Annotated in this window: 24 protein-coding genes, 1 tRNA gene and 1 riboswitch; of the genes, 5 read left to right on the top strand and 20 right to left on the bottom strand. The window is 51.5% G+C overall.

Features of this window, described 5'->3' with window-relative positions:
• Nucleotides 1-40 precede the first annotated feature (40 nt).
• The 4 genes from EKM83_RS10725 to EKM83_RS10710 form a co-directional block, all read right to left on the bottom strand.
• On the bottom strand, nucleotides 41-1,957 hold the full coding sequence (locus EKM83_RS10725) for a MucBP domain-containing protein (protein ID WP_125577290.1): 1,917 nt from the start codon (nucleotides 1,955-1,957) through the stop codon (nucleotides 41-43).
• Nucleotides 1,958-2,182: 225 nt separating this feature from the next.
• Complete coding sequence (locus tag EKM83_RS10720; RefSeq protein ID WP_125577288.1) at nucleotides 2,183-2,863, bottom strand: YoaK family protein; 681 nt, start codon at nucleotides 2,861-2,863, stop codon at nucleotides 2,183-2,185.
• A gap of 129 nt (nucleotides 2,864-2,992) precedes the next feature.
• Nucleotides 2,993-3,928: a pyrimidine-specific ribonucleoside hydrolase RihA gene (gene rihA / locus EKM83_RS10715; protein ID WP_125577286.1), complete on the bottom strand. Its 936-nt coding sequence runs from the start codon at nucleotides 3,926-3,928 to the stop codon at nucleotides 2,993-2,995.
• A gap of 127 nt (nucleotides 3,929-4,055) precedes the next feature.
• Nucleotides 4,056-4,127: transfer RNA gene (locus EKM83_RS10710), tRNA-Gln, on the bottom strand.
• Nucleotides 4,128-4,333: 206 nt separating this feature from the next.
• Between EKM83_RS10710 and EKM83_RS10705 the strand changes: the two genes are divergently transcribed.
• Nucleotides 4,334-5,311, top strand: a complete 978-nt coding sequence (locus EKM83_RS10705) for a LacI family DNA-binding transcriptional regulator (protein WP_125577284.1) — start codon at nucleotides 4,334-4,336, stop codon at nucleotides 5,309-5,311.
• Here EKM83_RS10705 and EKM83_RS10700 read toward each other — a convergent pair.
• The 6 genes from EKM83_RS10700 to EKM83_RS10675 all read right to left on the bottom strand — a co-directional run bounded on the left by EKM83_RS10700 (nucleotide 5,303) and on the right by EKM83_RS10675 (nucleotide 11,064).
• Nucleotides 5,303-5,935 (bottom strand): pentapeptide repeat-containing protein, encoded by a 633-nt coding sequence (locus tag EKM83_RS10700; protein ID WP_125577283.1) that lies wholly within the window; start codon nucleotides 5,933-5,935, stop codon nucleotides 5,303-5,305. The genes EKM83_RS10705 and EKM83_RS10700 overlap by 9 nt on opposite strands.
• A 464-nt stretch (nucleotides 5,936-6,399) precedes the next feature.
• Entirely contained in the window at nucleotides 6,400-6,792 is a 393-nt protein-coding gene (locus EKM83_RS10695) for a VOC family protein (RefSeq protein WP_125577281.1), read from the bottom strand.
• A 13-nt stretch (nucleotides 6,793-6,805) separates the two neighbouring features.
• Nucleotides 6,806-7,513 (bottom strand): fructose permease, encoded by a 708-nt coding sequence (locus EKM83_RS10690; protein WP_225418663.1) that lies wholly within the window; start codon nucleotides 7,511-7,513, stop codon nucleotides 6,806-6,808.
• Nucleotides 7,514-7,603: 90 nt separating this feature from the next.
• The gene (locus EKM83_RS10685) at nucleotides 7,604-8,605 is read right to left on the bottom strand and encodes a zinc-dependent alcohol dehydrogenase family protein (RefSeq protein WP_125577277.1); all 1,002 of its coding nucleotides are present in this window, start codon (nucleotides 8,603-8,605) and stop codon (nucleotides 7,604-7,606) included.
• 19 nt (nucleotides 8,606-8,624) lie between these two features.
• The gene (gene scrK / locus EKM83_RS10680; protein WP_125577275.1) at nucleotides 8,625-9,500 is read right to left on the bottom strand and encodes a fructokinase ScrK; all 876 of its coding nucleotides are present in this window, start codon (nucleotides 9,498-9,500) and stop codon (nucleotides 8,625-8,627) included.
• A 451-nt stretch (nucleotides 9,501-9,951) separates the two neighbouring features.
• Nucleotides 9,952-11,064 carry a glycerol dehydrogenase gene (locus tag EKM83_RS10675; protein WP_125577273.1) on the bottom strand — a complete coding sequence of 371 codons (1,113 nt, stop codon included), beginning with the start codon at nucleotides 11,062-11,064 and terminating at the stop codon, nucleotides 9,952-9,954.
• A gap of 182 nt (nucleotides 11,065-11,246) precedes the next feature.
• Nucleotides 11,247-11,340, top strand: a riboswitch (guanidine-I (ykkC/yxkD leader).
• 56 nt (nucleotides 11,341-11,396) lie between these two features.
• On the opposite strand from EKM83_RS10675, the gene EKM83_RS10670 reads away from it, so the two are divergent.
• On the top strand, nucleotides 11,397-11,720 hold the full coding sequence (locus EKM83_RS10670; RefSeq protein ID WP_125577271.1) for a DMT family transporter: 324 nt from the start codon (nucleotides 11,397-11,399) through the stop codon (nucleotides 11,718-11,720).
• Between the two features lie 2 nt (nucleotides 11,721-11,722).
• Complete coding sequence (locus tag EKM83_RS10665; protein ID WP_125577269.1) at nucleotides 11,723-12,037, top strand: DMT family transporter; 315 nt, start codon at nucleotides 11,723-11,725, stop codon at nucleotides 12,035-12,037.
• Here the strand turns inward: EKM83_RS10665 and EKM83_RS10660 are convergent.
• The 6 genes from EKM83_RS10660 to EKM83_RS10635 all read right to left on the bottom strand — a co-directional run bounded on the left by EKM83_RS10660 (nucleotide 12,026) and on the right by EKM83_RS10635 (nucleotide 16,473).
• Nucleotides 12,026-12,520, bottom strand: coding sequence for a GNAT family N-acetyltransferase (locus EKM83_RS10660; RefSeq protein WP_125577267.1), 495 nt, complete (start codon nucleotides 12,518-12,520; stop codon nucleotides 12,026-12,028). The genes EKM83_RS10665 and EKM83_RS10660 overlap by 12 nt on opposite strands.
• A gap of 68 nt (nucleotides 12,521-12,588) precedes the next feature.
• On the bottom strand, nucleotides 12,589-13,086 hold the full coding sequence (locus tag EKM83_RS10655) for a hypothetical protein (protein WP_125577265.1): 498 nt from the start codon (nucleotides 13,084-13,086) through the stop codon (nucleotides 12,589-12,591).
• A 7-nt stretch (nucleotides 13,087-13,093) separates the two neighbouring features.
• Nucleotides 13,094-13,522 (bottom strand): hypothetical protein, encoded by a 429-nt coding sequence (locus EKM83_RS10650; protein ID WP_125577263.1) that lies wholly within the window; start codon nucleotides 13,520-13,522, stop codon nucleotides 13,094-13,096.
• A 178-nt stretch (nucleotides 13,523-13,700) separates the two neighbouring features.
• Entirely contained in the window at nucleotides 13,701-14,255 is a 555-nt protein-coding gene (locus EKM83_RS10645; RefSeq protein ID WP_125577261.1) for a DUF2441 domain-containing protein, read from the bottom strand.
• 84 nt (nucleotides 14,256-14,339) lie between these two features.
• On the bottom strand, nucleotides 14,340-15,170 hold the full coding sequence (locus EKM83_RS10640; RefSeq protein WP_225418661.1) for a histidine phosphatase family protein: 831 nt from the start codon (nucleotides 15,168-15,170) through the stop codon (nucleotides 14,340-14,342).
• 226 nt (nucleotides 15,171-15,396) lie between these two features.
• The gene (locus tag EKM83_RS10635; RefSeq protein WP_125577259.1) at nucleotides 15,397-16,473 is read right to left on the bottom strand and encodes a hypothetical protein; all 1,077 of its coding nucleotides are present in this window, start codon (nucleotides 16,471-16,473) and stop codon (nucleotides 15,397-15,399) included.
• Nucleotides 16,474-16,667: 194 nt separating this feature from the next.
• Between EKM83_RS10635 and EKM83_RS13370 the strand changes: the two genes are divergently transcribed.
• Together EKM83_RS13370 and EKM83_RS10630 are read left to right on the top strand one after the other, a co-directional pair.
• Nucleotides 16,668-16,868, top strand: coding sequence for a hypothetical protein (locus tag EKM83_RS13370; protein WP_164505656.1), 201 nt, complete (start codon nucleotides 16,668-16,670; stop codon nucleotides 16,866-16,868).
• On the top strand, nucleotides 16,852-17,130 hold the full coding sequence (locus tag EKM83_RS10630; RefSeq protein WP_164505655.1) for a hypothetical protein: 279 nt from the start codon (nucleotides 16,852-16,854) through the stop codon (nucleotides 17,128-17,130). Before EKM83_RS13370 ends, EKM83_RS10630 begins: the two co-directional genes overlap by 17 nt.
• A gap of 76 nt (nucleotides 17,131-17,206) precedes the next feature.
• Here EKM83_RS10630 and EKM83_RS10625 read toward each other — a convergent pair whose 3' ends face one another.
• From EKM83_RS10625 to EKM83_RS10610, 4 genes are all read right to left on the bottom strand, one after another.
• On the bottom strand, nucleotides 17,207-19,411 hold the full coding sequence (locus EKM83_RS10625; protein ID WP_125577256.1) for a glycoside hydrolase family 65 protein: 2,205 nt from the start codon (nucleotides 19,409-19,411) through the stop codon (nucleotides 17,207-17,209).
• Nucleotides 19,412-19,448: 37 nt separating this feature from the next.
• Nucleotides 19,449-20,501: an alpha/beta hydrolase fold domain-containing protein gene (locus tag EKM83_RS10620; protein ID WP_125577254.1), complete on the bottom strand. Its 1,053-nt coding sequence runs from the start codon at nucleotides 20,499-20,501 to the stop codon at nucleotides 19,449-19,451.
• 582 nt (nucleotides 20,502-21,083) lie between these two features.
• On the bottom strand, nucleotides 21,084-21,914 hold the full coding sequence (locus EKM83_RS10615) for an alpha/beta hydrolase (protein WP_125577252.1): 831 nt from the start codon (nucleotides 21,912-21,914) through the stop codon (nucleotides 21,084-21,086).
• On the bottom strand, nucleotides 21,901-22,785 hold the full coding sequence (locus tag EKM83_RS10610; RefSeq protein WP_225418662.1) for an MFS transporter: 885 nt from the start codon (nucleotides 22,783-22,785) through the stop codon (nucleotides 21,901-21,903). The genes EKM83_RS10615 and EKM83_RS10610 overlap by 14 nt, the downstream gene beginning before the upstream one ends.
• Nucleotides 22,786-22,833 lie beyond the last annotated feature (48 nt).

Below are 22,833 nucleotides of genomic sequence, written 5' to 3'. Positions count from 1 at the left end.
TGTTTTTTGGGTTGGATTGAAATTTATTTAATCTTGAAAATTATTTGATAGCTTTTACCAGCTTTTTATTAGCTGAAACATATTGGCCATTCGTGAGCTGAAAGCGCGTCGTTCGGTGATAGTGAACAAGCTTCTTTACCTTCAAAACCTGTTTGCTACGAGAATGATGAACGCGTTTCTTTAAACCGGCTTGCCGATAGCTATTCAATCCTGATGTTCTCAATACTTTCACAGTTTGCGGGACACGCTCATAATACGTTGAAACGACGTACTGAGCTTTGGCAGTGATGTAGCCGGTTTTGCCAAAGGTCTTTGAACCGTGGTTCACATCCCTAACGTGATAACGTAAATGTCCCTGGTTAGAAATCGATTCACTAGTCACGATAAACATCGGCCACTTTGTTCGTGGCTTTTGTAAGTACCAGTGGATACGTCGCTTAGCTTTAAAGTTCTTGGTGCGGTACAAACCTATCGTCTTAACAGGAGAAACGACTGTATATCCTCGACTTGCCTTAAGTGGTTGCACACGCCGATAAATATACGTAACTATTTGTGGTTCAGTTGTGAATTCTCCTGTTGTGTTCCCTGAGTCCTTCATTAAGGTATAGCCCTTTAGACTACGCTGACTTGCCTGATAAGTCGCCCCACAACTACCCGTGAGCGTTTCGCTTGCCGCCAATTTCTGCCCATTCTCATCCATGAACTGAACAGTTACCGGCTCGGCTACCAACGCCGTGTTAGAACCAGTTGCTGAGGTCGCTACTGCGCTTTTTTTATAAACATAGGTCACGGTTGTATCGATATTCGGGTACGCACCACTCGCGTCACCCACAACCTTATCGAAGGTATAGCCCTTTATGGCTAACTGCTTTGTTGTGTATCCGGGATTATTTTCACCAATTACCCCATACGTCGTCGCAGCATCATCAGCAATTTGCTTGCCACTTTCGTTCACATATTTGGCGGTAACCCGTGTTTGCCGCGTTACCGGTTCCCAAACATAGGTTTCAATTTCAGAGGGCCGCGAACTCCCCTTGTATAGGTTAACAATATCTGTAGATGAATCGAATTTCGTCCCCAATGGGTTCCGGTCTGAGCCCGTACCTACCGCTTGCCATTTACCAGTGTAGGTAGTGCGATCACTACTCATACTATTCAGATATGGACTATCTGCGTCAAATACCATCTTTGGTCCTAGCACAATCTTTTTAAGAGATTTGTCATTATAAAACATGAAATAAGTTGCCTGACCTTCAAAACTAGAACCATCGAAACTGGATAGATTTACAGTTTGTAAATTAGAATCATGATTAAACATTGACATCATACTGGTTACCTTCGATGTAACAAAACTGGATAAATCAATGTGATACAGGCCCAAACCATAAAACATCAGTTCCATATTAGTTACCTTTGCTGTATTGAAGCTTGAAAGGTCTAGTGTAGTTAGCACATCCGTTCCCGTTGAGGAAAAATTATTACAAAACATATGTGACATGTCAGTCGTTTGACTGGTATCCAAATCCGATAAATTATCAAACCCAGTTACATTTCCCATTTGGGCAAACAGATAGGCTGAATTAACTGGCGCCTGTACCTTACCATCCAAAACGACTCGTTTCACTAACATTGCTGCAGCCATTGCTTCTTTGTCTGTCGGTTCGCCTGATTCCCCTGGTAGCGACTGAGCAATTACATACCCAATCTGACTGGCATCCATCGTTTCGAGTTTGGAAGCTGTTTCTGCTAACTTCCCTGCACCAATATGTAAAACGCCATCCTGTGTTAAATACCACTGACAGGTTCCATCAACCCCCTCAGCCTGATTCACAGTATCAGCGTTTGCTGTTACCTCTCCTAAAAATGTCGGTCCATTCTGAATCTGGCTAAATCCGCCAACAAGACCTAATAAAAAAACAGCAAAAACATAAACGAATATTCCTTTCTTCCAGTTCAAAACGCCACCCCTTTTTGATGAACGTTACCCATCAACATTTTAATATTAATTACATTTTTATAATAGCACCAATTAGTCATGTAGATTAAAGTTACATTTAATAATTTGCGCAAAAAAACGGCTAAAAATTTTATGCCCCAAGAAAATTTTTAGCCAATTTCAAATTTATAGATTTATAGATGGCCTAATTAAAGGCACCTTTTAACCCTCTCGATGAACTACCAATCAATGTTTCCACCGTCGCCGATGGTTCTGCTGGTAAAGCCAAAAAATCAGCGCGGCCACCAACAAGATGGGCACCAAAATAGTGTACCCGGCCAGCAGGTGACTGAAGGCCGCGACCAACACGGCGCCGACGATGAAACTCCCCAGCACGGCAAAGGTATCCTTGGCCTTACCGCGGGCTTCTCGGTCGTGGTAGCGGAAGCCGTCGACCAATGACTCTGTAGCCGTGCGCAGATTACCGGTCATCATCAGTGGCGTGAACGGCGCCCCCTTGATGCGGCGAAATTCCTGGAGTTCCACGGCCGCCGCCAAGGACAGTAGCGCCGTGGCCGCCCAATCCGGAATCACGTTAGTCGTGGCTAAAGCAATGATTAAAATGGCAAACTCAAGCCATAACGCCACGCTCTGTGGACTCAACTTTCGTTGGGCTAAAAAATGCTGCAATAAGCGGGCCAGCGCCGTCCCTAAGGCAAAGGCCAATAACGCCGTCAAGTACCGACCCATTTGTGCCAGTTGTAAATGTCCAAAGTTGATGCCCAACAGAATCAGGTTTCCCGTCTGGAGGCCGGCAAACACGGCGCCGTGTTCCAAGTAAGAGTAAGCATCGAGCGCCCCGGCCAACATGGTCAACCCACTGCCGAAGATCAACTCCTCATGTGCTGGAAAAGCTTTCTGTCTCACTTAACTTCCTCCTCTACACAAAAATTTCGTTCTTTCAGTATAAGGGAAATTGTTTAAGTTTTTCTCAGGACAGCCAAAAAGCCCACCGATAACGGGCAGTCGTCACTGGTGGGCCAAGGGTTAGCGTGGCTAGTTAAAAGTTTCTAAAGACGTGGTAATCAACCGAATAAAGGCTTCCCGGTCGAGATTTAAAAGCACGTCGGTATTTTTCGGTTTACCGGTCAGCTCGTAGTAATCACAAACCGTTTCGCCACGAACCAGTTCACCTTGCGTTTCAACGTCCACGTTCATCAACTCGCTCTGGAACATGTCCGGGTGTAATAACCAGGCAATCGTGCACGGGTCGTGAAGCGGCGCGCCTTTGAAGCCCCATTTGGGATTTTCATGGTACAGCTCAAAGAAGTTCAGTAAGCCGTAAAACGCGTGGGCGACCGGATTAGCAATTTTGCCGATGGCTTCGATCTCTGGCTTTAAAATTTGAGCCTTGTGGGTCACGTTGAGTGGTGCCATCGTCAGCGGGATACCGGCGTTCAACACGATTTTGGCGGCCTCGGGGTCAACGTAAATGTTAAATTCGACCGACGGCGTCCAGTTGCCCAGCCCCATGGCTCCGCCCATGAAGACGACGCGGGCGATCTTGGCCTTTAATTCGGGGTAAACGCGGAGGAACAAGGCCAAATTGGTCATCGGTCCGGTCACGACCATCGTCACCGGTTCGGCACTTGCGCGCAACGTCTGGGCCATCAACTCGATAGCGGTCATGTCCTGCACGGCAAAATCTGGGTCAGGTAGCTCGGCGCCGTCCAGCCCACTTTTACCGTGGACATTGCCAGCCGTTTCTAGCGGTTTTAACAGCGGTGTTCGGTTGCCGCCAGCCACCGGGATTTCTTGGTGGTGCATCAGCGTCAACAGGCGCATGGCGTTGTTTAACGTCTTCTCCGGCGTCTGGTTGCCGGCCGAGGTGGTCACGGCGAGCAGTTCAATTTCTGGATTGGCCAGCGCCAGCATCATCGCTAAGGCGTCATCATGGCCGGGGTCGCAGTCTAAAATAATCTTGGTTGTCATCAATCTTCGCTCCTCTGTGGATTACTAAGTCCATTTTAAAGGAAAATGACAGTGCTTTCCACTGGCGGTCAAAAAAATCCTCATCGCAACGCACCGTCACGACGAGGACCCACATACTTCTATCTGATTGGGCTAGCTGGGTTCGAACCAGCGCATCACGGGATCAAAACCCGTTGCCTTACCACTTGGCTATAGCCCAAGAATTGTAGTCATCACTGACCCAACAGAAATAAATTTTATCATTAAGTAGGGGGATAACGCAAGTCTTTTTTGAAAATTTTTGCCGACAAATTTAGTTGCGCCGGTCAAATCAAACCGTTACCATAAATTATGTAAGCAAAATGGGACCAATGACCACTATTATTAATATTGATAAACGATTATTAATTATATGAGGTGAAGACATTGACTGGAAAAGTTACGATTAAAGATGTTGCCAAAGCAGCGGGCGTTTCAGAAGCAACCGTCTCACGAGCGCTGAGCCACAGTCCGCGGGTCAAGCGAGACACGAGCCAAAAGATTCAAAATATTGCCAGTAATCTGGGGTACCACCCCAATGATTTGGCGCGCAGCATACGGGTCCAGCAAACGCACACGCTCGGCCTGATCATCCCCGACATTCTCAATGCCTTCTTCACCCATCTGAGTCGGGCCATTGAAGATGCGGCCTCACGCGCGGGATACGACGTGATTTTGGTCAACACGGATGAGAATCTAGCCAAGGAAGCCAGCGGCCTTAACTTATTATTAGAAAAGCAAGTTGACGGCGTGATTATTACCAGTGCGGGTGGCCCCACCGACTATGCCGCCATCCTGGGCCCTACCCCGGCCGTCTTCGTGGACCGCATGCCCCCGACCCCCAATCACGCACCATACGACCGGGTGTTGGTCGACAACGTCCAGGGCACCCGCGCCATCGTCACCCAGCTGATCAACCAAGGTGCCCAGCGCGTCGGCATTATCAATAGCGCCGTTTCCTTTACCGCTAGTGAGCGGTTGACAGGCTACCAAGAGGCACTGACCGCGGCTGGTATTGAACCGGACGCGGCTATCGAGGCCACCGCCCGCACGGACAACAGCAATGTCCAGCAGATGACCCGACAGTTAGTGGTCAATCAGAAATGTGATGGTCTATTCGTTGCGGACAATACCATCATGCAAAGCGTCTTGCGCAAGCTCCCCGACCTGGACGTCCCCAATCTCCAGTTGGGCGGCTTCGATGATCAAGACTGGTTTGACTTTCTGCCCCAGCGCATCGTCACGGCCCGGCAACCCATTGCCGAGTTGGGCCAAACGGCCATTGACCGGCTAGTCGCTAAGATCGACGACCCCGACCTGTTGCCAGAGGAAATTCGGTTGGCCGCAACGACCATTTCACGCTAAGGTAATGCCGAGAAATAGCCGGGCCAGGTACGCTGCCTGGGTGTCATTGAACCGACAGCCCCGGACCGCCCAATCGGTGACCCGTAGCGTGTCAAAACGACAGGTGCTCAGGTCATGGTGTTTCAACGACGTTGCTGAAAAGTCGGCCTGGTCCAAGTTGCAATCGCTGAATTGACACTGTTTCAGCGTACTCTCCAAGCAGTTCAGTTCCGTGAGCTTGCTCCGCTGGAACGCGACCTGGGTGAGCTTAGCTTCATTAAAATTTGTCAGCGAGAGGTCACAGTCCACAAACGTGACCTCTTTTAGTGTGCCGTGATCCAGGGTCGTGCCGACCAGTTTGCAGTTCTCAAAACGCACGCGAAACAGGCTGATGCCGTCAAAGTCGCAGTTGACCAGCGTACAGTTGTGAAAAATGGTGTCGGTCACTTCAAAGCGGCTGAAGACGTCGCCCCTGAACACCATGCCAGTCAGCGTTGATTGGTCGATCAGCGGGTGTTCCAGGCGTTGTGCCGTGATGGTTTCTTGTTTCATTGCGACCTGGGCCAACAGGTGGTCCTCAGCCTGAGCGATAGTCGAAAAAGACTGAGGTATCAGGGTTTCGGTGGGAATTTTAGGTGCGTTCATGTTTTCAGCTCCTTTGGGGTCTAGTATACGGGAGGTTGGGAGAAACTGGAACCCCTTTTCCGCCGTCACAAATGACTCGGCCAACGATAGTCTGAGCGGTCAAATTGTCTTCTAATTCAACCAATTCCTGGCTATCCCATCTCCGCTTGCCATCCATCCAAGCATCCCGTAAACTAAGACTCATCAGGAAAAATCCCGAAAAAAAGCGAACCACCCTGGCTGGGGTAGCTCGCTTTTAGTATACTCACCAATTCGTCCACGCGAAGGGAGTGGACTTACTTTTTCACAAGATTGATGAGGTGCTTGGAAAAGGGATTGGTGAGGTTGTTACTGTTGATTGACGGCGGTCGGGAGTGGCTCGACGGCGCTGGTTCAGTGCATTATGGCCACTCTCGACCTGCATATCCGGAAACTGGCGGCTTTTGAAACGTGTTCCTCAGGGCAGCTGGTTCCGCTCCACACTCTTATTTCAAAATCTCACAAAATTCAATCGTTTCGTGGTTCGGTCCCAAGATGTTGAAGAACCGAATCCCCTTATCCCAGAATGATGGGATGGATTGGATTTCGTCGTTGACCAAGTCTAAGCCTTGTTCCTTAGCGGCGGCGAAGGCCTTGTCGACATCGGTGGTGTTCAATGAAATGTGGTTGATGGCGCCAGCCGTTGGATTGGTTGGGTCGCCTTCCCACGTTTCAATCGTCAGGTTGCCCAGGCGCATGAAGGCGCACCGGTTGTCACCGTTGGGGAATAAGCCCGCACGTTCAAAGCCTAACGATTCGTAAAACGCCATCGTCTTGTCTAAGTCTGCCGTGGGAATACCCACGTGTTGAATTCCAGTAATAAAATCTTGAACTGCCATTTTGCATTTTCTCCTATTCAATCTTTTGGCCGACATCAACGGCTTGGTGTTTCAGCTTCGGGAAGATCACTCTGTCGGCGACCCCGGTAATCCCACCTTGGGCCAGGAAGGCAAAGACCGTTCCTAAACCGAAGTTGGTAAATTGCCGCGTGACGACCAAAGCAATGATGGCCATGATGGTCGGCGGAATGTATGACGCCCACATCGCTTTGGCTGCTTGGCCCTTGAAGTAGCGGAAACGCAGGATCTGCATCAAGTCATCCGCGGGGTGCAACACCAGGTTGACCCGTTGGTAGATGGAAATAGCGACCGCGATGAACGCAACTCCCAGGAAGTTCAAGGCCACGTACAGGATAACCATCCCCGTGCCGTGCGCTTCTGGTAAGCCCGCGAACAACGCCGGGTATTTGCCATCAAAGAAGTCCTCAAACACTTGAATCAACGCGGAGAATGGCACCATGAAGACCATGTTCCCGGCGATTCGTTTCCAATCCCAGTGGTGAATCAAGATGGCATTTAACACCGCCGTCAAGAAGCCCATGATCAGAAATGCCCAGAACAGGTTCCAGTGGAAGGCCGTTCCCAAGTTGGCTTCGGCTGCGGACCAGTAGGCCGCCCCCAAGAAGGACGGGTGAATCTTAGCGCTCGTGACCAACGTCAACACGTTACCGGCCGAGTTAATGACCAGTGACAGTGCGAAGTAGGCAATCGCCTTGGACATGGAAATCGTCCGCTGGTTACTTACCGTAACGTCGGCACCCGTATTCAAATCGCTTGCTGCTTCAACTTTCACAATAATCCCTTACCTTTACTAGTCACTGACTTTAACGACGGCCTTGCTGACACCAGCGACCTTGCCGTTTAAGACATCCTCAACTTGTTCCAAACTAACTTCGTGGCTGATCAAGGATTCAACATCCAATTGGCCACTGGATAACAGAGCAATCCCATCTTCAAAGGCGTATGGGTTGATGAAGGCGCCTTGGATCTTCAATTGCTTTTGGTAAACTTCGTAAGTGTTCATGGAGAAGGTTTGGTTAGGCTTACCCACACCAAACATCAGGACTTGGGCGCCCTTCTTAGTTGCTTCAACGGCTTGTTCTTGGGTCTGTGGCAAACCAACGGCTTCAATCACAACGTCGTAGTCGGCAGGAATGCTGTCACGCGTGGTGTTGTAGGTGTTAGTCACGCCAAATTTTTCCTTGTTGAAGGCCAGCTTTTCGTCAACGATACCGGCGAAATCAACTTGGTGCACCCCGTAAGCTTGTAATAATTGAACGAATAATTGCCCCATGAAACCATCGCCGATGACCAATGCCTTTTGGTAAGGCTTAACGCTCAGTAAGCTCATCCCGTGAACCGCGCAGGAGATGGGTTCAGTCGTGGCAGCGGCCTTTAAGGACACGTTGTCAGGAATTGGGTAAACGACGGATGAAGGTGCCGTGAAGGATTCTTCCAAACCACCATCGCGAGTAACCCCAACGGCGGACAGGTTGTCACACAGTTCTGGACGGTCAGTCCGGCAGTATTCACATTGGCCACAGTAAATGTTAGGGTCAACCGTGACGCGGTCGCCGACTTTTACGTTGGTGACGTCACTACCGATAGCCGCAACGATCCCGGAGTTTTCATGACCTAACACGATTGGCGGCACAGCATCCGCGGAGCCAGGCAGGCCGGCGTAAAGGGCCCGGTCAGTCCCACAAATTCCAGCGTAAGCGGTGTTGACCAACACTTCGTTGGCCTTAACTTCTGGCTTGGCAACGTCTTGGATCTCCATCTTTTTGGTTCCAGTTAAAACTAAGGCTTTCATAATTAAAATTCTCCCTCTCTTACTTGTTGTACTCGTTAAGCGCTAAGGCAAAATCGCCTAGCGTGGCTGAACCATTGTCTTTGACACTCGGCATCACGATGTAATCCGTGAGCTTACCGACATTGACATAATCATTCAATAACTCAGAAAATTCGTGCCGCACCTTTTTCAGGAAGGCTTCACTGACAACCCCGCCACCAAAGACGATTTTGTCAGGCCGCATCATCAACGTGACTTGCAAAGCTGCTTGCGCAACGTAGTAAGCCATGATGTCCCAAACATGGTCGGTCAATGGAACGTCCTTACCGGGTTTCCCCAGCCGCGCGTCGAACGTTGGCCCGCTGACCAAGCCCTCCAAGCAATCTCCGTGAAACGGGCAGATCCCCGCGAAATCCAAATCGTCGGGATGGCGTTTCAACCGGACGTGACCCATTTCTGGATGGCCCAGACTGCCAACGAAATGTCCGTTAATGATGGCGCCGGCCCCCACGCCGGTCCCAATCGTGAAGTAAACTAACGAGTTGATATTTTCGTTGAACAGAGTGGACATCACGTATTCACCGTACGCTGACCCATTCACGTCAGACGTCCAGTACATCGGCACGTCTAACTCCTGCTTGAGTCGACCCACGAAATCCGTGTTGGCCCAGCCGGGCTTAGGCGTGTTGGTGATATATCCGTACTTTGGCGAGTTGCGCCGCAGTTCGATGGGACCAAAAGATGAAATGGCAATCGCCTTTAGTTCCGGGAACTGTTTAAAGTACGCGATGGTCTTGCTTAAGGTTTCTTCCGGGGTCGTGGTTGGAATCCGTACCTTGTCTTTGGTCTGATAATCTTCGTTACCGATTGCACAAACAAACTTGGTTCCCCCAGCTTCAATACTTCCGAGTTGCATATTTGCTACCTCCATATTTACGCCGGGGGCCGTGACCCGCGGCACCTTTTATCTAAGTTATGATGACTGATACAGTCATTTTTAAATCGTTTTCAGTATAGCAACCTCCCGGCGGATTTTTAAGGCGTTTTTGCGATCGAAATTTTCAGAAAACGCGCCAAAATCGCATGATTATCGAAATACAAACGATTGTATTTATCGTGAAATTAGTCACTTATTCGACGAAATTGGCAAAGTTGTTCAGCTTCTGGTAACGCTTTCATTTCGTTTCCATCGCAAAAAGCGCTCCGCCGGTTGGGGCGAAACGCTTTGGTGATGCTACTTTTAAGTTGTGGTTGGGGGGTGCCATAATGGGCTCCTTAGAGCAACTGGTTTTGCTTAACGCCACTAGGTAAGCGACCCGAGTTCAGGGCCATTGGCTTAAGCCGTTAACACTCGCTAGCTAACTGCCCTATTCCGCACTTTTTCTTGCTTGATAAGCCCGACTGTAAGCGTCGACCCCACGCATGGCTTGGGCCACGTCGTCTGGGGTGACTTCGAATGGCATCCGGTCCATGGTATCTGCTGGTGCCGTGGCTTGTTCACCGACCTTCAAGAGTTCTTCATCGGTCACATCCGGGATCTTCAAGTCGGCCAAGGTCGTTGGCAGGCCTAAGGACAGGTCAAAGGCCAAGTACCGGTCGAATTCTTCTTCAGACCGGCCTTCCAAGAAGAGCTGTGTCAAGGTGCCGTAAGCAACCTTTTCCCCGTGGGTCAGTTCGTGGATGGGACCATCCAGCGCCGTCAAGCCATCATGAATGGCGTGGGCTGCGGACAGACCGCCACTTTCAAAGCCCACCCCACTCATCAAGGTGTTGGCTTCAACGATCTTGTTCAAGGCATTGGTAACGGCGTGTTGCTTGACGGAAGCCACCGCTAACCGGCCGTATTTGAACAGCGTCTCTTCACATTTTTGGGCAATCGCGTTACCGACCAAGGTCTGCTTAGCGCCCAACATGTTGTCGCTATTTCCTTTGGCCACAGCTTGGGCTTCAACGTTGGTGGCTAAGGCATCCGCAATCCCGGAAGCCAATAACCGGGCTGGCGCACCGGCCACCAAACGAGTATCGATCAAGACTAAATCAGGGTTCTTGTCATAGAACCGGTAAGCCTTAAAGGAGCCGTCTTCATGGTAAATAACCGACAGCCGTGAGCATGGCGCATCCGTCGAAGCCAGTGATGGCAAAATGGCCACTGGCACCTTCAAGTTGTCAGCGATGGCCTTGGCCGAATCCAAAGCCTTCCCACCACCTAAACCAATCACGACATCGGCGCCAAAATCGCTCCCGATGCCCGTGATCCGGTCGATTTCCTCTGGTGAAGCCTCACCGCGGAAGATGACCTTGTGTACGTCAAATTTATTTTCAGTGAGGTAATCTTTGAACTGATCCCCAACGATTTTGTAGACAGCGGTGTCCGCCATCAAAATGGGTTTGCGCCCTAATTTTTCTAAGTATTGAACACTATCAAACAAAACACCCTTACCTTGAACATATGAAGCGGGACTCCCAAACATTTGTGTCATTTAAAATCGCTCCTAACTGTTTTTGTGATAGTTGTGATTGGTTGAATGCTAGTTTTTTTGTGTGAGGTTATTCACAACATCTTCTATTATAAAGATGAAAACGGTTAACATCAAACATTTTCCAATGTCCTTGCCTCATTTTCTCAGATGTGCTAGACTAGCGCTACTGAATCAAACTGAATACTTTTGTTCTCTAGGGTTCCGCCAATTGGGTCTGGTCCGAGAGAGAACCTGTGGCTGAAGCCGCAGACACGGAAGGGAAAAAGCCTGGGAGATTTTGTCAATGACTGACAAAATTTCTCGGGCTTTTTCTGTACAAGGAGGATCTTTTTATGTGGCAACATTGGGTGACCGTCATTTTTGGTGCGGTCTTTGAAGTCAGTTGGGTCGTGGGGTTCAAGCACGCGACAACGCTATGGGAATGGTTACTGACCGCTATCGCCGTTTATTTAAGTTTTTATTTTCTGATTCGAGCCAGCCGACACATTCCCGCTGGTACGGCCTACGCCATCTTTGTCGGACTAGGTACCTTGGGGACCACCAGTGTGGGCATGCTCGCCTTTGGTGAACCCGTCAGTCTGGCAAAGATTGCCTTGATTGGCCTCTTACTCATCGGCATCGGCGGGTTGCAATTTACCACGAAAGGTGGTCGCTAATCATGGCATGGTTATTCTTGATTTTTGCTGGGCTGAGCGAAATGCTTGGCGTGACCTTCATGAACTGGGCCTTGCACGCGAAGAAAGGGTGGCTATGGGCCTTAATGATCATTGCCTTTGCCTGCAGCTTTGGTGGTCTAGAATTGGCGCTAAAGACACTTCCCATGGGCACGGCCTACGCAATTTGGACCGGTATTGGTGCGGCAGGCGGCGTTATCACGGGAATGTTATTTTTCCACGAATCCAAGGACTGGCGTAAGCTCCTCTGGGTCGCCGTAATTCTGGGCGCAACGATTGGCCTCAAGCTAATCGGTTAACGGCAACACCAGGTTGTACCAAGTCTCACCAGCATGCGCCGAAGCGGAAACGCCCTCGTTGACGTAGCCGTTGCGTTCGTAAAACGGGACTAACCGTTGTAGGCAAGTCAAGGTGATGGCTTGGCGGTGCTGGTGCCGCGAAACTTGCGCCAGTGCTGTGAGCAATTGGCTACCTAACCCCGCTTGGCGGTAATCCGGACTAACCGCCAAGCTCAACACCGTCTGGTACGGGTCCGTAACGTTGTTGGGCGTTGATTTTTCAAATAAGGCATCGGTCAAATAGCGCTGATCAAAGGCTGGACCAACAATGTAGCCGAGCACCACGTCGCTTTCCTTAGCGACCAAAAAGGTGTCCGCAATCAACTGAATCCGTTCAGCCATGCTGGTTTCGCTGGCCGCCTCGGCGGGAGTGAAGCCAGCTTTTTCAATGGCCATGATTTGCGCGAGGTCTTGCGGTTGTGCGGGATTAATGGTGACAGTCATGCGTATTTCCTCCTAAAGATTATCTGGCATTAGTATACACCGAACCAGAGCACCCATAGGATTATGAATTAAGAACGGTAATTTTCATCACCAAATCGTTTATTCGCAAAATGTTTAGCTGCAAATTTGCTACGATAGGCGTAATCATCGACCCAGGCACCAGCGCCACTAGCTATTTGTAAGGTATCGTAAGTCTTGCCGTGAATACGATGGTGACGTTCACTATAATAACTGCCAGCACCAGCACCTTGATTCCAGCCGTAGGTCCACAGCCACTTTTTTCCGACCATCGCAATAATCCAGTGTTGATACCGTTTAGATCGGGGGTCCCCCGCCACAGTTACCGGCCTTGAATGCAGATCATAAGTCCAATTGCTACTCCGCATTTTTGTTGCTGTTATTTTCACCTGGTAGTACCGACCACCATCGTAAGTATACCAAGTCCCCCGAAATCGTTGGGGAAAGTAGCGCAACGTCCGTTTTCCTTGGGCCATCGCCGGCTGCGTGGTGGTTAGGCCACCGCCCAAGGCCGCCAGTAATAAGAGTAAGCTAATATAGCGTTTCATCAGTCTATCACTTCACGTGCGCGGTGCGTTTAAAACGGTCCGGCATCGCAAAATTATTGCTGCGCTGCTGCATGAAGTACAGACTGTGCCCCTTCTTCTTCAGGCCGAATGTCACCTTGCCACCCTTCACAAAACCGATGTGCTGGAGCATCCCCTTAAATTGGTAATGGCCATGCACGTGTTGATACTTGAGGTGCTTCACTAATTGGAGCGGATCGTTCGAGATACTCAGGCCAAAACTCTTCGCCGTAACCGTAATTATCGGCGCAAATCCCGCCGCCGAATACTTGCCAACCGGGGTAGTCGATTGGTACAGGCCCCGTAAAACTTTCGGCGTGCCATGATGCCAGGTGGCCGCTTGGGCGCCAGTCGTGACCCCCACGCTCCCCAACACTGTCATCAATAGGCTTAACCACAATACTCGTTTCATTTGCAAACTCGCCAGCTCCTCTCAAAATCCAGGCTACCACGACACTTGATGTTTACTATCTTAAGTGACTGGCTAGCGATTAGCAAGCATTTCACTCCATAAATTTTATAATATTCCGGCTATACATGAGATTAATAATCAATATAAAAGGCCGGTATAAACCGACCCACAAATTCTGTTATCGTTAAAACGTCCGCACGACCCGTGTCACGACACTACGCCCGCCCAACAGCACCTCGCTGAGCTGTTCCTTAGCGGCTGGCGCGTCCCAATAGTGCTGAGCTTGCGCCAGCTGATCCTTCACCGCAGCTCCATCAATTCTCGGCAACAGGCTGACATCCCCGGCAAACGTAGGCCCGGTCGTGGTGACCTGGACCATTTGCAAGACGTGACGGCCGTTCTTTTCAAATAAATCACGCCACGCCAGCGCATGATCATAGGTCCGCGCGGCAAACAAGCAAGCTAACCGGGACGGGTAGTCGGAGTGGTCGCGCAACCGGACCAATTCCAACACCGTTTCTCGCAAGGCATGGACTTGGCGATCCCGGTCGCGGCGCAACTGCGTAGTCTGCGTCGGCGTCAGCGCTAACCGCGGCGTCTTGAGTAGCTGGTCCCACGGCAGCTGGTCACCGTGACCCCAAAACACTTTGGCCTGAATGTTGGCCTGACCCTGTGAAAAATCAAAGACCTGCCGCTCATGGACGGCTTGGCGCGTGATTAAATGATAGAAGACTGGCATGACCCTCACCTCGCTTAAATAATTAATTCCATTATACGCAAAAACGCGGGCCAGGGATCTGGTCACGCGCTTTTATGAATTTATTTATTTGGCGAGCTTAGCACCCTTGTTGGCGTAGTACATGGAGCCGATGTTCCCAGAAACGCTGAGCTTACCGTTCTTGTAAACCAGCTTGGTTACGGAAACGTTCTTCAGCGGCGTGCCCTTGTACTTCTTGGTAACCGTTGAGAGGTATTCGTTGATGGACATCCCGGAGCTAACGACCAGCACGTTACCGCCACCGCGCTTCTTGGTAGCCTTGGCGATGGTCTTCATTTCCTTAGCCATCCGCTTTTCAACTTGCTTGGAACTTTCGGCACGGTCAGCCTTGACCAACTTCGTCTTTTGACTGTTCTTCTTGTCCAACTTGTAGTAAGCGTCTTGGAGCTTGGTCCAGTAGTTCTTACCTTGCTTAGCCATCATTTCGTCACCGTTCTTGAAGCCATAAACGCCGGCGATCAAGGCGTTGTCAGCAGCAATGCTGTCACCTTCAAAGCTACCGTAGCCACCTTCACGCAGGTACTTGGAAACGTTGACTTTGACCTTCTTGTTGCCCGAGTACTTCAGGGCGTGCTTAGCCGTGACTTGTTGGCGCGTCAGGTTCCCAGCGTAAGCAGCGACAAACTTCTTGCCCTTTAATCCGCGGCCGAGGTCGTTGGCCACCTTGGTCCCGTTCTTGGTCAGTGGGAAGTCACTCCAGCCTTGGACCCGGCCCATCACGTTCCCAGTCGTTTCCCCGTGGCGGGTCAAGTAAATGGTAACGGGCTTGGTCGTCGTCTTTTTCTTGGCTTGCGCAGTGGTGGTGCCACCAATCATGGCCACGGCCCCCGCTGTAACTGCTAAGACACTCAGGACTTGCTTACCGAACTTCATCATGAATCTCCTCCGTATATGTATAAAATTATAAGAACTATCACTAAAATTGCCGGCTTAGTCAGCCAGGTTAAACGTTTTAGCAAGCGCTTACATGTATAAATTTAGCATAAAGTCTACCGGAGCACAACGCCTATTTGCCAAAAATTCCACCCACCTCTGTGCTTCCAATTCGCCAAAAAACGTGTGTAACCAACTGGGCGTTGGCGACACACATGATTGACTGCACTTAAAATTTTAATTCATACTCAAATTTCAATTTTTTATAATAATCTTGTTCAATCAAATCCGTCGGGCGGACCTCACCAGGTTTCATCTCGAAATAGGCGACCCCCGCTTGTTTGAGCATCGTGTACACGAACTGCGAGCAAAACATGATATTGGGCTTGGCGGAGTGCTTGGATACCAAGCCAATCATGTTGTAGGCGCTACCCTCGCGGTTGATTTCGGCAATCTTATCGGCTATGGCCTGCTTTTGGCCAAGTGTCACCGGTAGGCTGTAGACCAACAGTGACGCACCCGCCTTTTGATGGAAAAACTCCAGTGTCTCGGCATTCATGCCGGGTGGATAGACGTTATCGCCACCGTTGTAACTGATGATGGTCTTCAAGTCCCGGTCAAATGCCAGCGACACGTGGTTGAACTGCTTGCGCGTGAACACGGAAATCATCTCGCTAGCCGCACTCCCGGTATTCGAAACCGCTAAGTAGATGCGTGCATCCGTCATCGTGGCCTGAACCGCGGCAAAGTAAGCCGGCGTCAAGGTCCCGTGGTTGATGTAATGAACGGCGCTGTGGCGCGGTAAGTCCTCGATGATGGTCTTCACGTGGTCAACGGACACCTTTTCTCTAGCCTCGGTGGCGCTATTAAAGAGGTCGTTGAGCTTGTCAGCGCTCTGTCGCAACTCATCAAAGCTGACCGTAGCGGCCTCCTCCACCGTGGGCAGGTAAAAGACGGTCTGATTGTTGGTCGTCACAAATCGTTCCACCCATAGCGGCAAAACGACTAGCAGCACTCCTACTAATTTAGCTAGCAAATAAGCGGGAAAGAAGCCGCGTAACGGAAAGACCCCAACCGAAACAAAGACGATCTGAATCACCATCAAGAGCCCATACACCGCAGTCAAGCCAACCTTGGCTAAGTGGGGAAAATTGGCCAGCCAGGTACGCAAGACCATCACCGCCGCGATGTAGAGGTAAACGATGATCAGGAGGGGTTGGTTGGCGAATAGATATAAGCAACCTAATAGAATCCAGCCCATCCCCCGAATCTTAATGGACTGGAAGTAGTCGATAACGTCATTCATGAAGCGTCGGTCTCCTATCTCGGGCGGGCCATTGCGGTACTTACCGCCTGATTTTTCATGCAAATAGTATATCATATCTGATTTAGATTACCAGCTCACCTGATGACCCAGACGTCCAGTCAATCCCCTTGTTAGTTTCTCAGAAATCAAGTTTCCTATGGTATATTGAGCCTATCATCTGAGGAGAAATCACCATGACATTTTTAAGATCCGTTCTACTAGTCCTGCTATCTACGGGAATTTTAGAGCTGACCACCAGCACCTCTGCCACAGCCGCTCACTACGTCACCACCCCCAGTCACTTCGCGGTACCTGGCTCACTCACAACTCGGCAAAACACTTTAAGCCCGGTTGAAAATCACCAAGTACACGTTGACCGTGACCAATTATCATAAAAACGGTCACAAAAATACGGCTGCTTCGTACACGGCCCGCGGTAACAAGATCAACAAACGCCTGGGCATCACTTCCCTCATCGTCAGCAGGCACAAGAACGCCAAAGGGTATTGGTCCGTTGGCCTGAGCCAAAGCAATGACGATCACTTACTTAAGAAGGTCAAACACCACGGCCGGTCAGCACTGCGAAACGACTACCCAACTTTCAATCCTAAGCACCCCATGCAACACGCCATTCGCTATTACTATCGCGTTCATTAACCACGCCAAAGCAGCCACTCCCGACCAATCTCGTGAGAGTCGCTGCTTTTCATTTCTATTCTACTTATGCCGGCCACTAGCTCACCTTTTCCAGCGAGATCAGATGGCCATTCACGCTGACACCATACGTTGGAATGGGGCCGCTGATGACCGTGACGTTGGTGGTCGTCGCTGTCAATTCAATTTCCAAGACACTTTCCGCAATCTTCATGCGGTAGGTCAGACGGGTAATTTCCTTAGGCAAGTGATTGGCAAAGTGGACCACTTCATCTTGGACGTAGAAGCCCGAGAAGCCAGCCACTAACGCCAACCAGCTGCCGCCGAGATTGGCTAAATGTAGGCCATCCGCCGTATTCTTTTGCAAGTTCACTAGGTCCATTTGCGCCGTGTCCATGAAGTAATGGTAGGCCTTTTCTGGGTCACCCATCCGCGCGGCCAGGATGCTAAAGATGGACCGGGACAACGACGAATCATGGGTCGTAACGCCCTCATAGTAGTGGTATTCGCGCTTCAATTGGGAGACCGACAAGTCCTCTGGGAACAGGTAGTCTGCTAGTAGCGTGTCCGCTTGCTTGGCGATCTGGTAGCGGTAAATTGTCAACGGGTGATAGTGCAGCAACAGTGGGAAATTCTCCGGTGTTGACCGGTCGACCGGCCAGCGAGGCTTACTCAAGAAGCTGTCATCCTGCTCGTTGATCCGTAATTCCTGGCTGTATGGCAGGTAAACGTGTCGGGCCAGATTTTCAAAGACATCCAGGTCCGGCGTGCCGATGCCAAATTTCTCCAAACCGTGAGGGTCGTCCTTTAAGATTTCGTGGGCCAAATAGATGACCAACTCAAAGTTGTGCTTAGCTAACCGATTCGTGTAATAGTTGTTATTGACCAACGCCGTGTACTCGTCGGGGCCAGTCACCGTGTGAAATTCAAACCGGTTTTGCGTCCCCACTTGGTGCCAGGAACCAAACGACTCCCAGAAATGGGCCGTTTCCAATACCATTTCAAAGCCACATTGCTCAATGAAGTCGATGTCTCGCGTGATTTCATAGTACTTGCCCACGGCGTAGGCAACGTCCGCATCAATGTGGTACTGGGCGGTCCCAGCGGGGAAGTAGGCTGAGGCTTCCTCCCCGTTGATGGTCCGCCAAGCAAACAGCGCGCCTTGTGAAACGCCCAATGCCCGGGCCCGTTGCCGGGCTTTCGGCAGCGTTTGATACCGGTATAACAGGAGTTGCCGGGCCATCTTTTGGTTCGTGTAAATGAAGTATGGCAACATGTACATTTCTGTGTCCCAGAAGTAATGGCCTTCGTAGCCCGAGCCGCTCAAGCCCTTAGCCGCAATGTTGGTCCGACCATCCCGGCCAGCCGCTTGATTCAGCTGGAACAGGTTGTAGTGGATGGCTAAGTCCAACTCATCATTGCCGCCAACCGTGACTTCACTGCGGTTCCACACGTCTTGCCAGAAGTCGCGGCTGTCCGCCAACAACGCGGACAAGGAATTGGCCATGAACGGCGCGGCGGGGTCGATGGTATTTTGTTGGCCCATCTCGCCCACGTAGACTTCATAGGTCAAGGTGTGGTCGCTGTCATCACTGAGGTCGACCACCTGCCGCAACAGGCTGCCGCCCTCAGTCAGAATACCCAGGTAAATCGTCACGGCCTGTTTAGTTTGCCGCGTCTTCACGTGATAGCGCTGCAGGTCGCGGCTGACAAATTTGGTCTCACAAATCGGCAGCCCCGCCATCCGCGTCTTCCGTGGGTCGGCGGACACGATGGCTTCAGCCTCGGCGGGTACCGCAATGGCCTTGCTGACGACCAGGCCGCCGGTATAGTTGCCCGCCGTGAACTGGTAGCTAGCTGCCCAAAATGACGTTTGCTTTTGGCCGATGGCTGATTTCATCGTTAGCGTAATCGTTTCGCCTTGTAATGTTTTCAACGTATAATGTTCCACCAGCGCGCCGGTCGTCAAATCTAGGTCGACACCGGTCCGCTCGCTGGTCGTGAAGTCATGCCCCGTCGCGGTGGCCACGTGGATGTGCCGCAGGTCGGGTAAATTTAAAATTGTCTGGTGTTGCGTGGCGTAGCCGATACCCGCTTCACCGTACGTGATAGGCGCCGTTTCGTAAAACCCGTTGATGAGCGTCCCGGTGATGGGATTGCCCGTAATCGGGTCATTGGCGCGGACGCCGAAGTGCCCGTTAGCCAGCGAGAAGATCGTTTCCAAGTATTCTGGTTGGTGGTCCGCTACGTCATGTAACGTCAAATGGTAGTCGCGTAAAGTCAAAATAATCTCCCCCAATAACTGTTACTTGCCCTGATAGTTAAATCAATCGTGCCGCCGTCGCTAAGGCGTCTTCCACTGCTGGTACATTTCCCGTGAAATTCAGGAAGGCGTGGCTGATGCCGCCGTACCGGAAGTAGGTCGCGTCATCGTTGGCTTGGCCGACCTTCTTGATAAAGGCCTCATCTTGTAGCCGGAACGGATCGTATTCGCCGACCAACACCGTGACCTTGTGGAAAGTCTTGGGGTCTGCCAATAACGGTGATAGCAGTGGCGCCGTCAAATCCACCGGCTGGTCCGCCACGTAGTATCCGCTCATGATGGTGTCCAGCTGTTCAAACAATTGGTAACTGCGGTGTAACGCGTCTCGCTGCTCGTCGATGATAGGAATGCTGCGGTCGTCCCACAGTGGCCCGTTGAGATCCGACCCCTGAATCAGCGTCGGGTAGAACAACAAGTGACTAGCAATCGTGCAAATTCCCATGGACTTGCACAGCTGACTGACGGCCAAGGCAATCGAACCGCCAGCAGAGTCGCCACCCAGCGAAATCTCTGAGTAGGACTTGGTCATCGCCGCCACTACAGCTAAGCCATCGAGAATGCCAGCCGGGTAAGCTTGCTCGGGGGCCAACGCATAATCCACGTTGTAGACCACGCAATTGGCTTGTTCAGCCACAAACTTCAAAGCCAGCAAGACATCCTCGGGCGTTCCGCCGTAGTAAGCGCCACCGTGGAAATAAATCAGCGCCTTATCCGCGGTCAGCCGGTCCATCCGGGCAATTCGAATGACCCGGACACGGCGGTTCATGGAGACGATTTGTTGCATTTCTACTTTCATTTCTACATTCGTCAGGTCCCGTTGACCCGAGGTTTCCGTCCCTTGCCGCAAGCTGAAGAGATCCGTTGGTAATTGCGGGTTTTCTTCAATCTCCGCCACAGTCTCCCAAACTAATGGCTCAAACGTATGGATGGGGTCCCGCTCTTTGATCCAGCTGGTCACGCCATCTTCCACGCTCGTCACACGCATGTTCTGCAGTCGCTGCAACTCATCGTTGTACCCCAAAGACTGTTTGGTTGTCGTATCATTCAACATGATGATTACCCCTTTTCAAAAATGACTTTACTCCGAAATGTTTCGCGCCAATTGCCCCATCCAACTGGTAGCGCCTAGTAAATCCCCATTTGCCTAGTGCGCTTGGCTACGTTTTACCACCAATTTTTGCTGGTGTAAACCCAACAGGTGTCTCATTGAGCTCCTCGCCTGTGCCTGCGGCTGGCAGGGTTCCGCCTGCTATGGGGGACACCTGCAGCCCAAGCGCGGGCTTCCGGTTCGCTTGGCAGCCTGGCAAAATACACCAGTCTCCCAAGTCGCCCCACGCTGTAGGCTGAGACAAGACCTCAGCCAACACCGTCGTCACAGCTGGCTCCACCCTGCCGACCTCCGGCAAGACTGTCGGCTCATTCACCACTGTTTGACTCACACCACTGTAGCCGAGAGTTCGCCAAATATGGGCTCAGCCGTAGGAGTTGCCTTAGCGGCGCGGTTCATGCCGCTTAGGCAACTGGCGTCTTTGAGACGCGAACTTCGGCTCAAAGCGAGGTGGCGAGACCGGGCTTTGGCTCGCCCCGTCCGCCTACCGCGTTCCAGCCCATATTTGGCGAACGGTAGGCAGATCTACCCCAACACGCGCTGGAGCCAGGCCAGTTGCGCTGGGAACCAGGTGGCGACTTCTGGCTCGACGTAGCGGGCGCCAAACGTGGGATCCTGATCAGTCCCCGCCGGAAAGGCCGTGATGGACCGGGCCAGGCTCAAGGCGTGCGGCCCGCGCGGATACAGGTGGAAGGCCACCGGCACCCCCACGTGCTGGAGCGCTTGTACATACGCCTGCGCGTTTTGTGGCGGCACCAGTTCGTCGGTCGCCGTGGTCCACACGAACGCCGGTGGATTCTGGCTTGTGACCAATTGATCTGCTTCAGTGAGGTCCCAAGTCCCGCTAATTGCTTGGCGCGTGGCCGAATCAGGCGGCCACCCCAGCCGCAAGCCGATGACCGGATAGGCCAACACGACGGCCTGAACGGCACAGTCACGACTGGGCACCCGACACGTTTGCGCTAGCTGCGGCCACAGGTCCGCGTACAACGCCGCCAAATGCCCCCCGGCCGAGAAGCCAACGAGTAGGATGCGCTGGGCATCGATGGCGTACGTCTCAGCGTGTCGGTGAAATGCCGCAACCACCTGCGCCAGTTGGTATAGCGCCGTCGGGTAGACCGGTGGCTGGTCAATTAGCCGGTAAGCCACGACCGCCACCGCATAGCCCGCCGCCAAGTACTGGAGCGCCACGATTTCATTTTCCCGGTCACTGTAGAACCGGTAGCCGCCCCCCGGCAGTAGAATCACCAACGGCCGCCGCGGTGGCTGGTTAAAGTCAGCGATGGCGGCCGGTTGATAGTAGGTGACGGTCACCGGGAAGTCCGGCTGGCCGAGCGTGAAGTTAAATATCTTCATCGTCTAATTTTTCCGTACTAACTGCCTTGGCGGAGGCAATTTCGTCTTCGTCCAATTGGTAGAAGACAAACAGGATGCCCAAGATTGCCAGTGCTAAGATGATTGGTAACCAAACGAAGCTGGTACTGATGGCCGTTAACGCCTTGGCGCCTTGAATCTTGGCCGTGGCTTGGAAGCCACCCCAGGACAGTAGCCAACCGGAAACCAGGCCACCGAAGCCCATGCCTAATTTAGCGCCGACCATTGGGACGGAAGACAGGATCCCGGGTTCGTCGATGTGCATTTCCGAACGGGCGTATTCCACCGTATCCGCAATCATAACGAAGGAGATGGAGAACGCTGCCCCCATGGCAATCAAGGCAATGATGTTGCCGGCAAACAGAAGCGGAATACTCTTGAAGTGCATGATGGCTTCACCAACCGCAAAGACCGCCATCGACAGAATCATAACGTTCCGGTGCTTCATAAATTTACTTAAGAATGGAATGGAAATGTTCCCGATGACCGCGACGATAACCAGGCCGTTGAAGGCGCCGACCAGGTCAGCCCGCCGGTAAACGTAAGTCAGGTAGTAGACCGCCGTTTGCATCCGGATAACCCAGAACGTCTGTAACAGGATGAAACTCAGACTCAAAACGACCCAAGGCTTGTTCTTAACGGCGCCCTTCAAGGATTCCCCAATGGACAGGTGACCTTTGATTTCTGGGGCATCGGCGGATTGATCGGCGATGTCATCCTTTTCCCGCAGATTGGCAAACGCACCGAAGAACAGAGAGCGTAAAATATCTTGTGTAAACGCACAAAAGATTTCTAAATTGTATAGAAATAGGGAATGCCTTCCCTTATGATATTTAGTAACCACAGAAAACATCACAGGAGGCATTCCCCATGAATGAACTTACCACAGAAATTATCGCTG

It is taken from the genome of Levilactobacillus angrenensis (genome assembly GCF_003946085.1).
Taxonomy (GTDB): Bacteria; Bacillota; Bacilli; order Lactobacillales; family Lactobacillaceae; genus Levilactobacillus; species Levilactobacillus angrenensis.
The sequence above is the reverse complement of the archived record's forward strand: the minus strand, read 5'-3'. Positions and strand labels throughout refer to the sequence as shown.

Coding starts and splice junctions, on each gene's coding strand:
- EKM83_RS10620 (WP_125577254.1), bottom strand. CDS start 20,501: ATGTTGAATGATACGACAACCAAACAGTCTTTGGGGTACAACGATGAG.
- EKM83_RS13370 (WP_164505656.1), top strand. CDS start 16,668: ATGACATTTTTAAGATCCGTTCTACTAGTCCTGCTATCTACGGGAATT.
- scrK (WP_125577275.1), bottom strand. CDS start 9,500: ATGCAACTCGGAAGTATTGAAGCTGGGGGAACCAAGTTTGTTTGTGCA.
- EKM83_RS10670 (WP_125577271.1), top strand. CDS start 11,397: ATGTGGCAACATTGGGTGACCGTCATTTTTGGTGCGGTCTTTGAAGTC.
- EKM83_RS10610 (WP_225418662.1), bottom strand. CDS start 22,785: ATGTTTTCTGTGGTTACTAAATATCATAAGGGAAGGCATTCCCTATTT.
- EKM83_RS10635 (WP_125577259.1), bottom strand. CDS start 16,473: ATGAATGACGTTATCGACTACTTCCAGTCCATTAAGATTCGGGGGATG.
- EKM83_RS10655 (WP_125577265.1), bottom strand. CDS start 13,086: ATGAAACGCTATATTAGCTTACTCTTATTACTGGCGGCCTTGGGCGGT.
- EKM83_RS10640 (WP_225418661.1), bottom strand. CDS start 15,170: ATGATGAAGTTCGGTAAGCAAGTCCTGAGTGTCTTAGCAGTTACAGCG.
- EKM83_RS10695 (WP_125577281.1), bottom strand. CDS start 6,792: ATGGCAGTTCAAGATTTTATTACTGGAATTCAACACGTGGGTATTCCC.
- EKM83_RS10685 (WP_125577277.1), bottom strand. CDS start 8,605: ATGAAAGCCTTAGTTTTAACTGGAACCAAAAAGATGGAGATCCAAGAC.
- EKM83_RS10615 (WP_125577252.1), bottom strand. CDS start 21,914: ATGAAGATATTTAACTTCACGCTCGGCCAGCCGGACTTCCCGGTGACC.
- EKM83_RS10690 (WP_225418663.1), bottom strand. CDS start 7,513: ATGTCCAAGGCGATTGCCTACTTCGCACTGTCACTGGTCATTAACTCG.
- EKM83_RS10665 (WP_125577269.1), top strand. CDS start 11,723: ATGGCATGGTTATTCTTGATTTTTGCTGGGCTGAGCGAAATGCTTGGC.
- EKM83_RS10700 (WP_125577283.1), bottom strand. CDS start 5,935: ATGAACGCACCTAAAATTCCCACCGAAACCCTGATACCTCAGTCTTTT.
- EKM83_RS10675 (WP_125577273.1), bottom strand. CDS start 11,064: ATGACACAAATGTTTGGGAGTCCCGCTTCATATGTTCAAGGTAAGGGT.
- EKM83_RS10645 (WP_125577261.1), bottom strand. CDS start 14,255: ATGCCAGTCTTCTATCATTTAATCACGCGCCAAGCCGTCCATGAGCGG.
- EKM83_RS10660 (WP_125577267.1), bottom strand. CDS start 12,520: ATGACTGTCACCATTAATCCCGCACAACCGCAAGACCTCGCGCAAATC.
- rihA (WP_125577286.1), bottom strand. CDS start 3,928: ATGACAACCAAGATTATTTTAGACTGCGACCCCGGCCATGATGACGCC.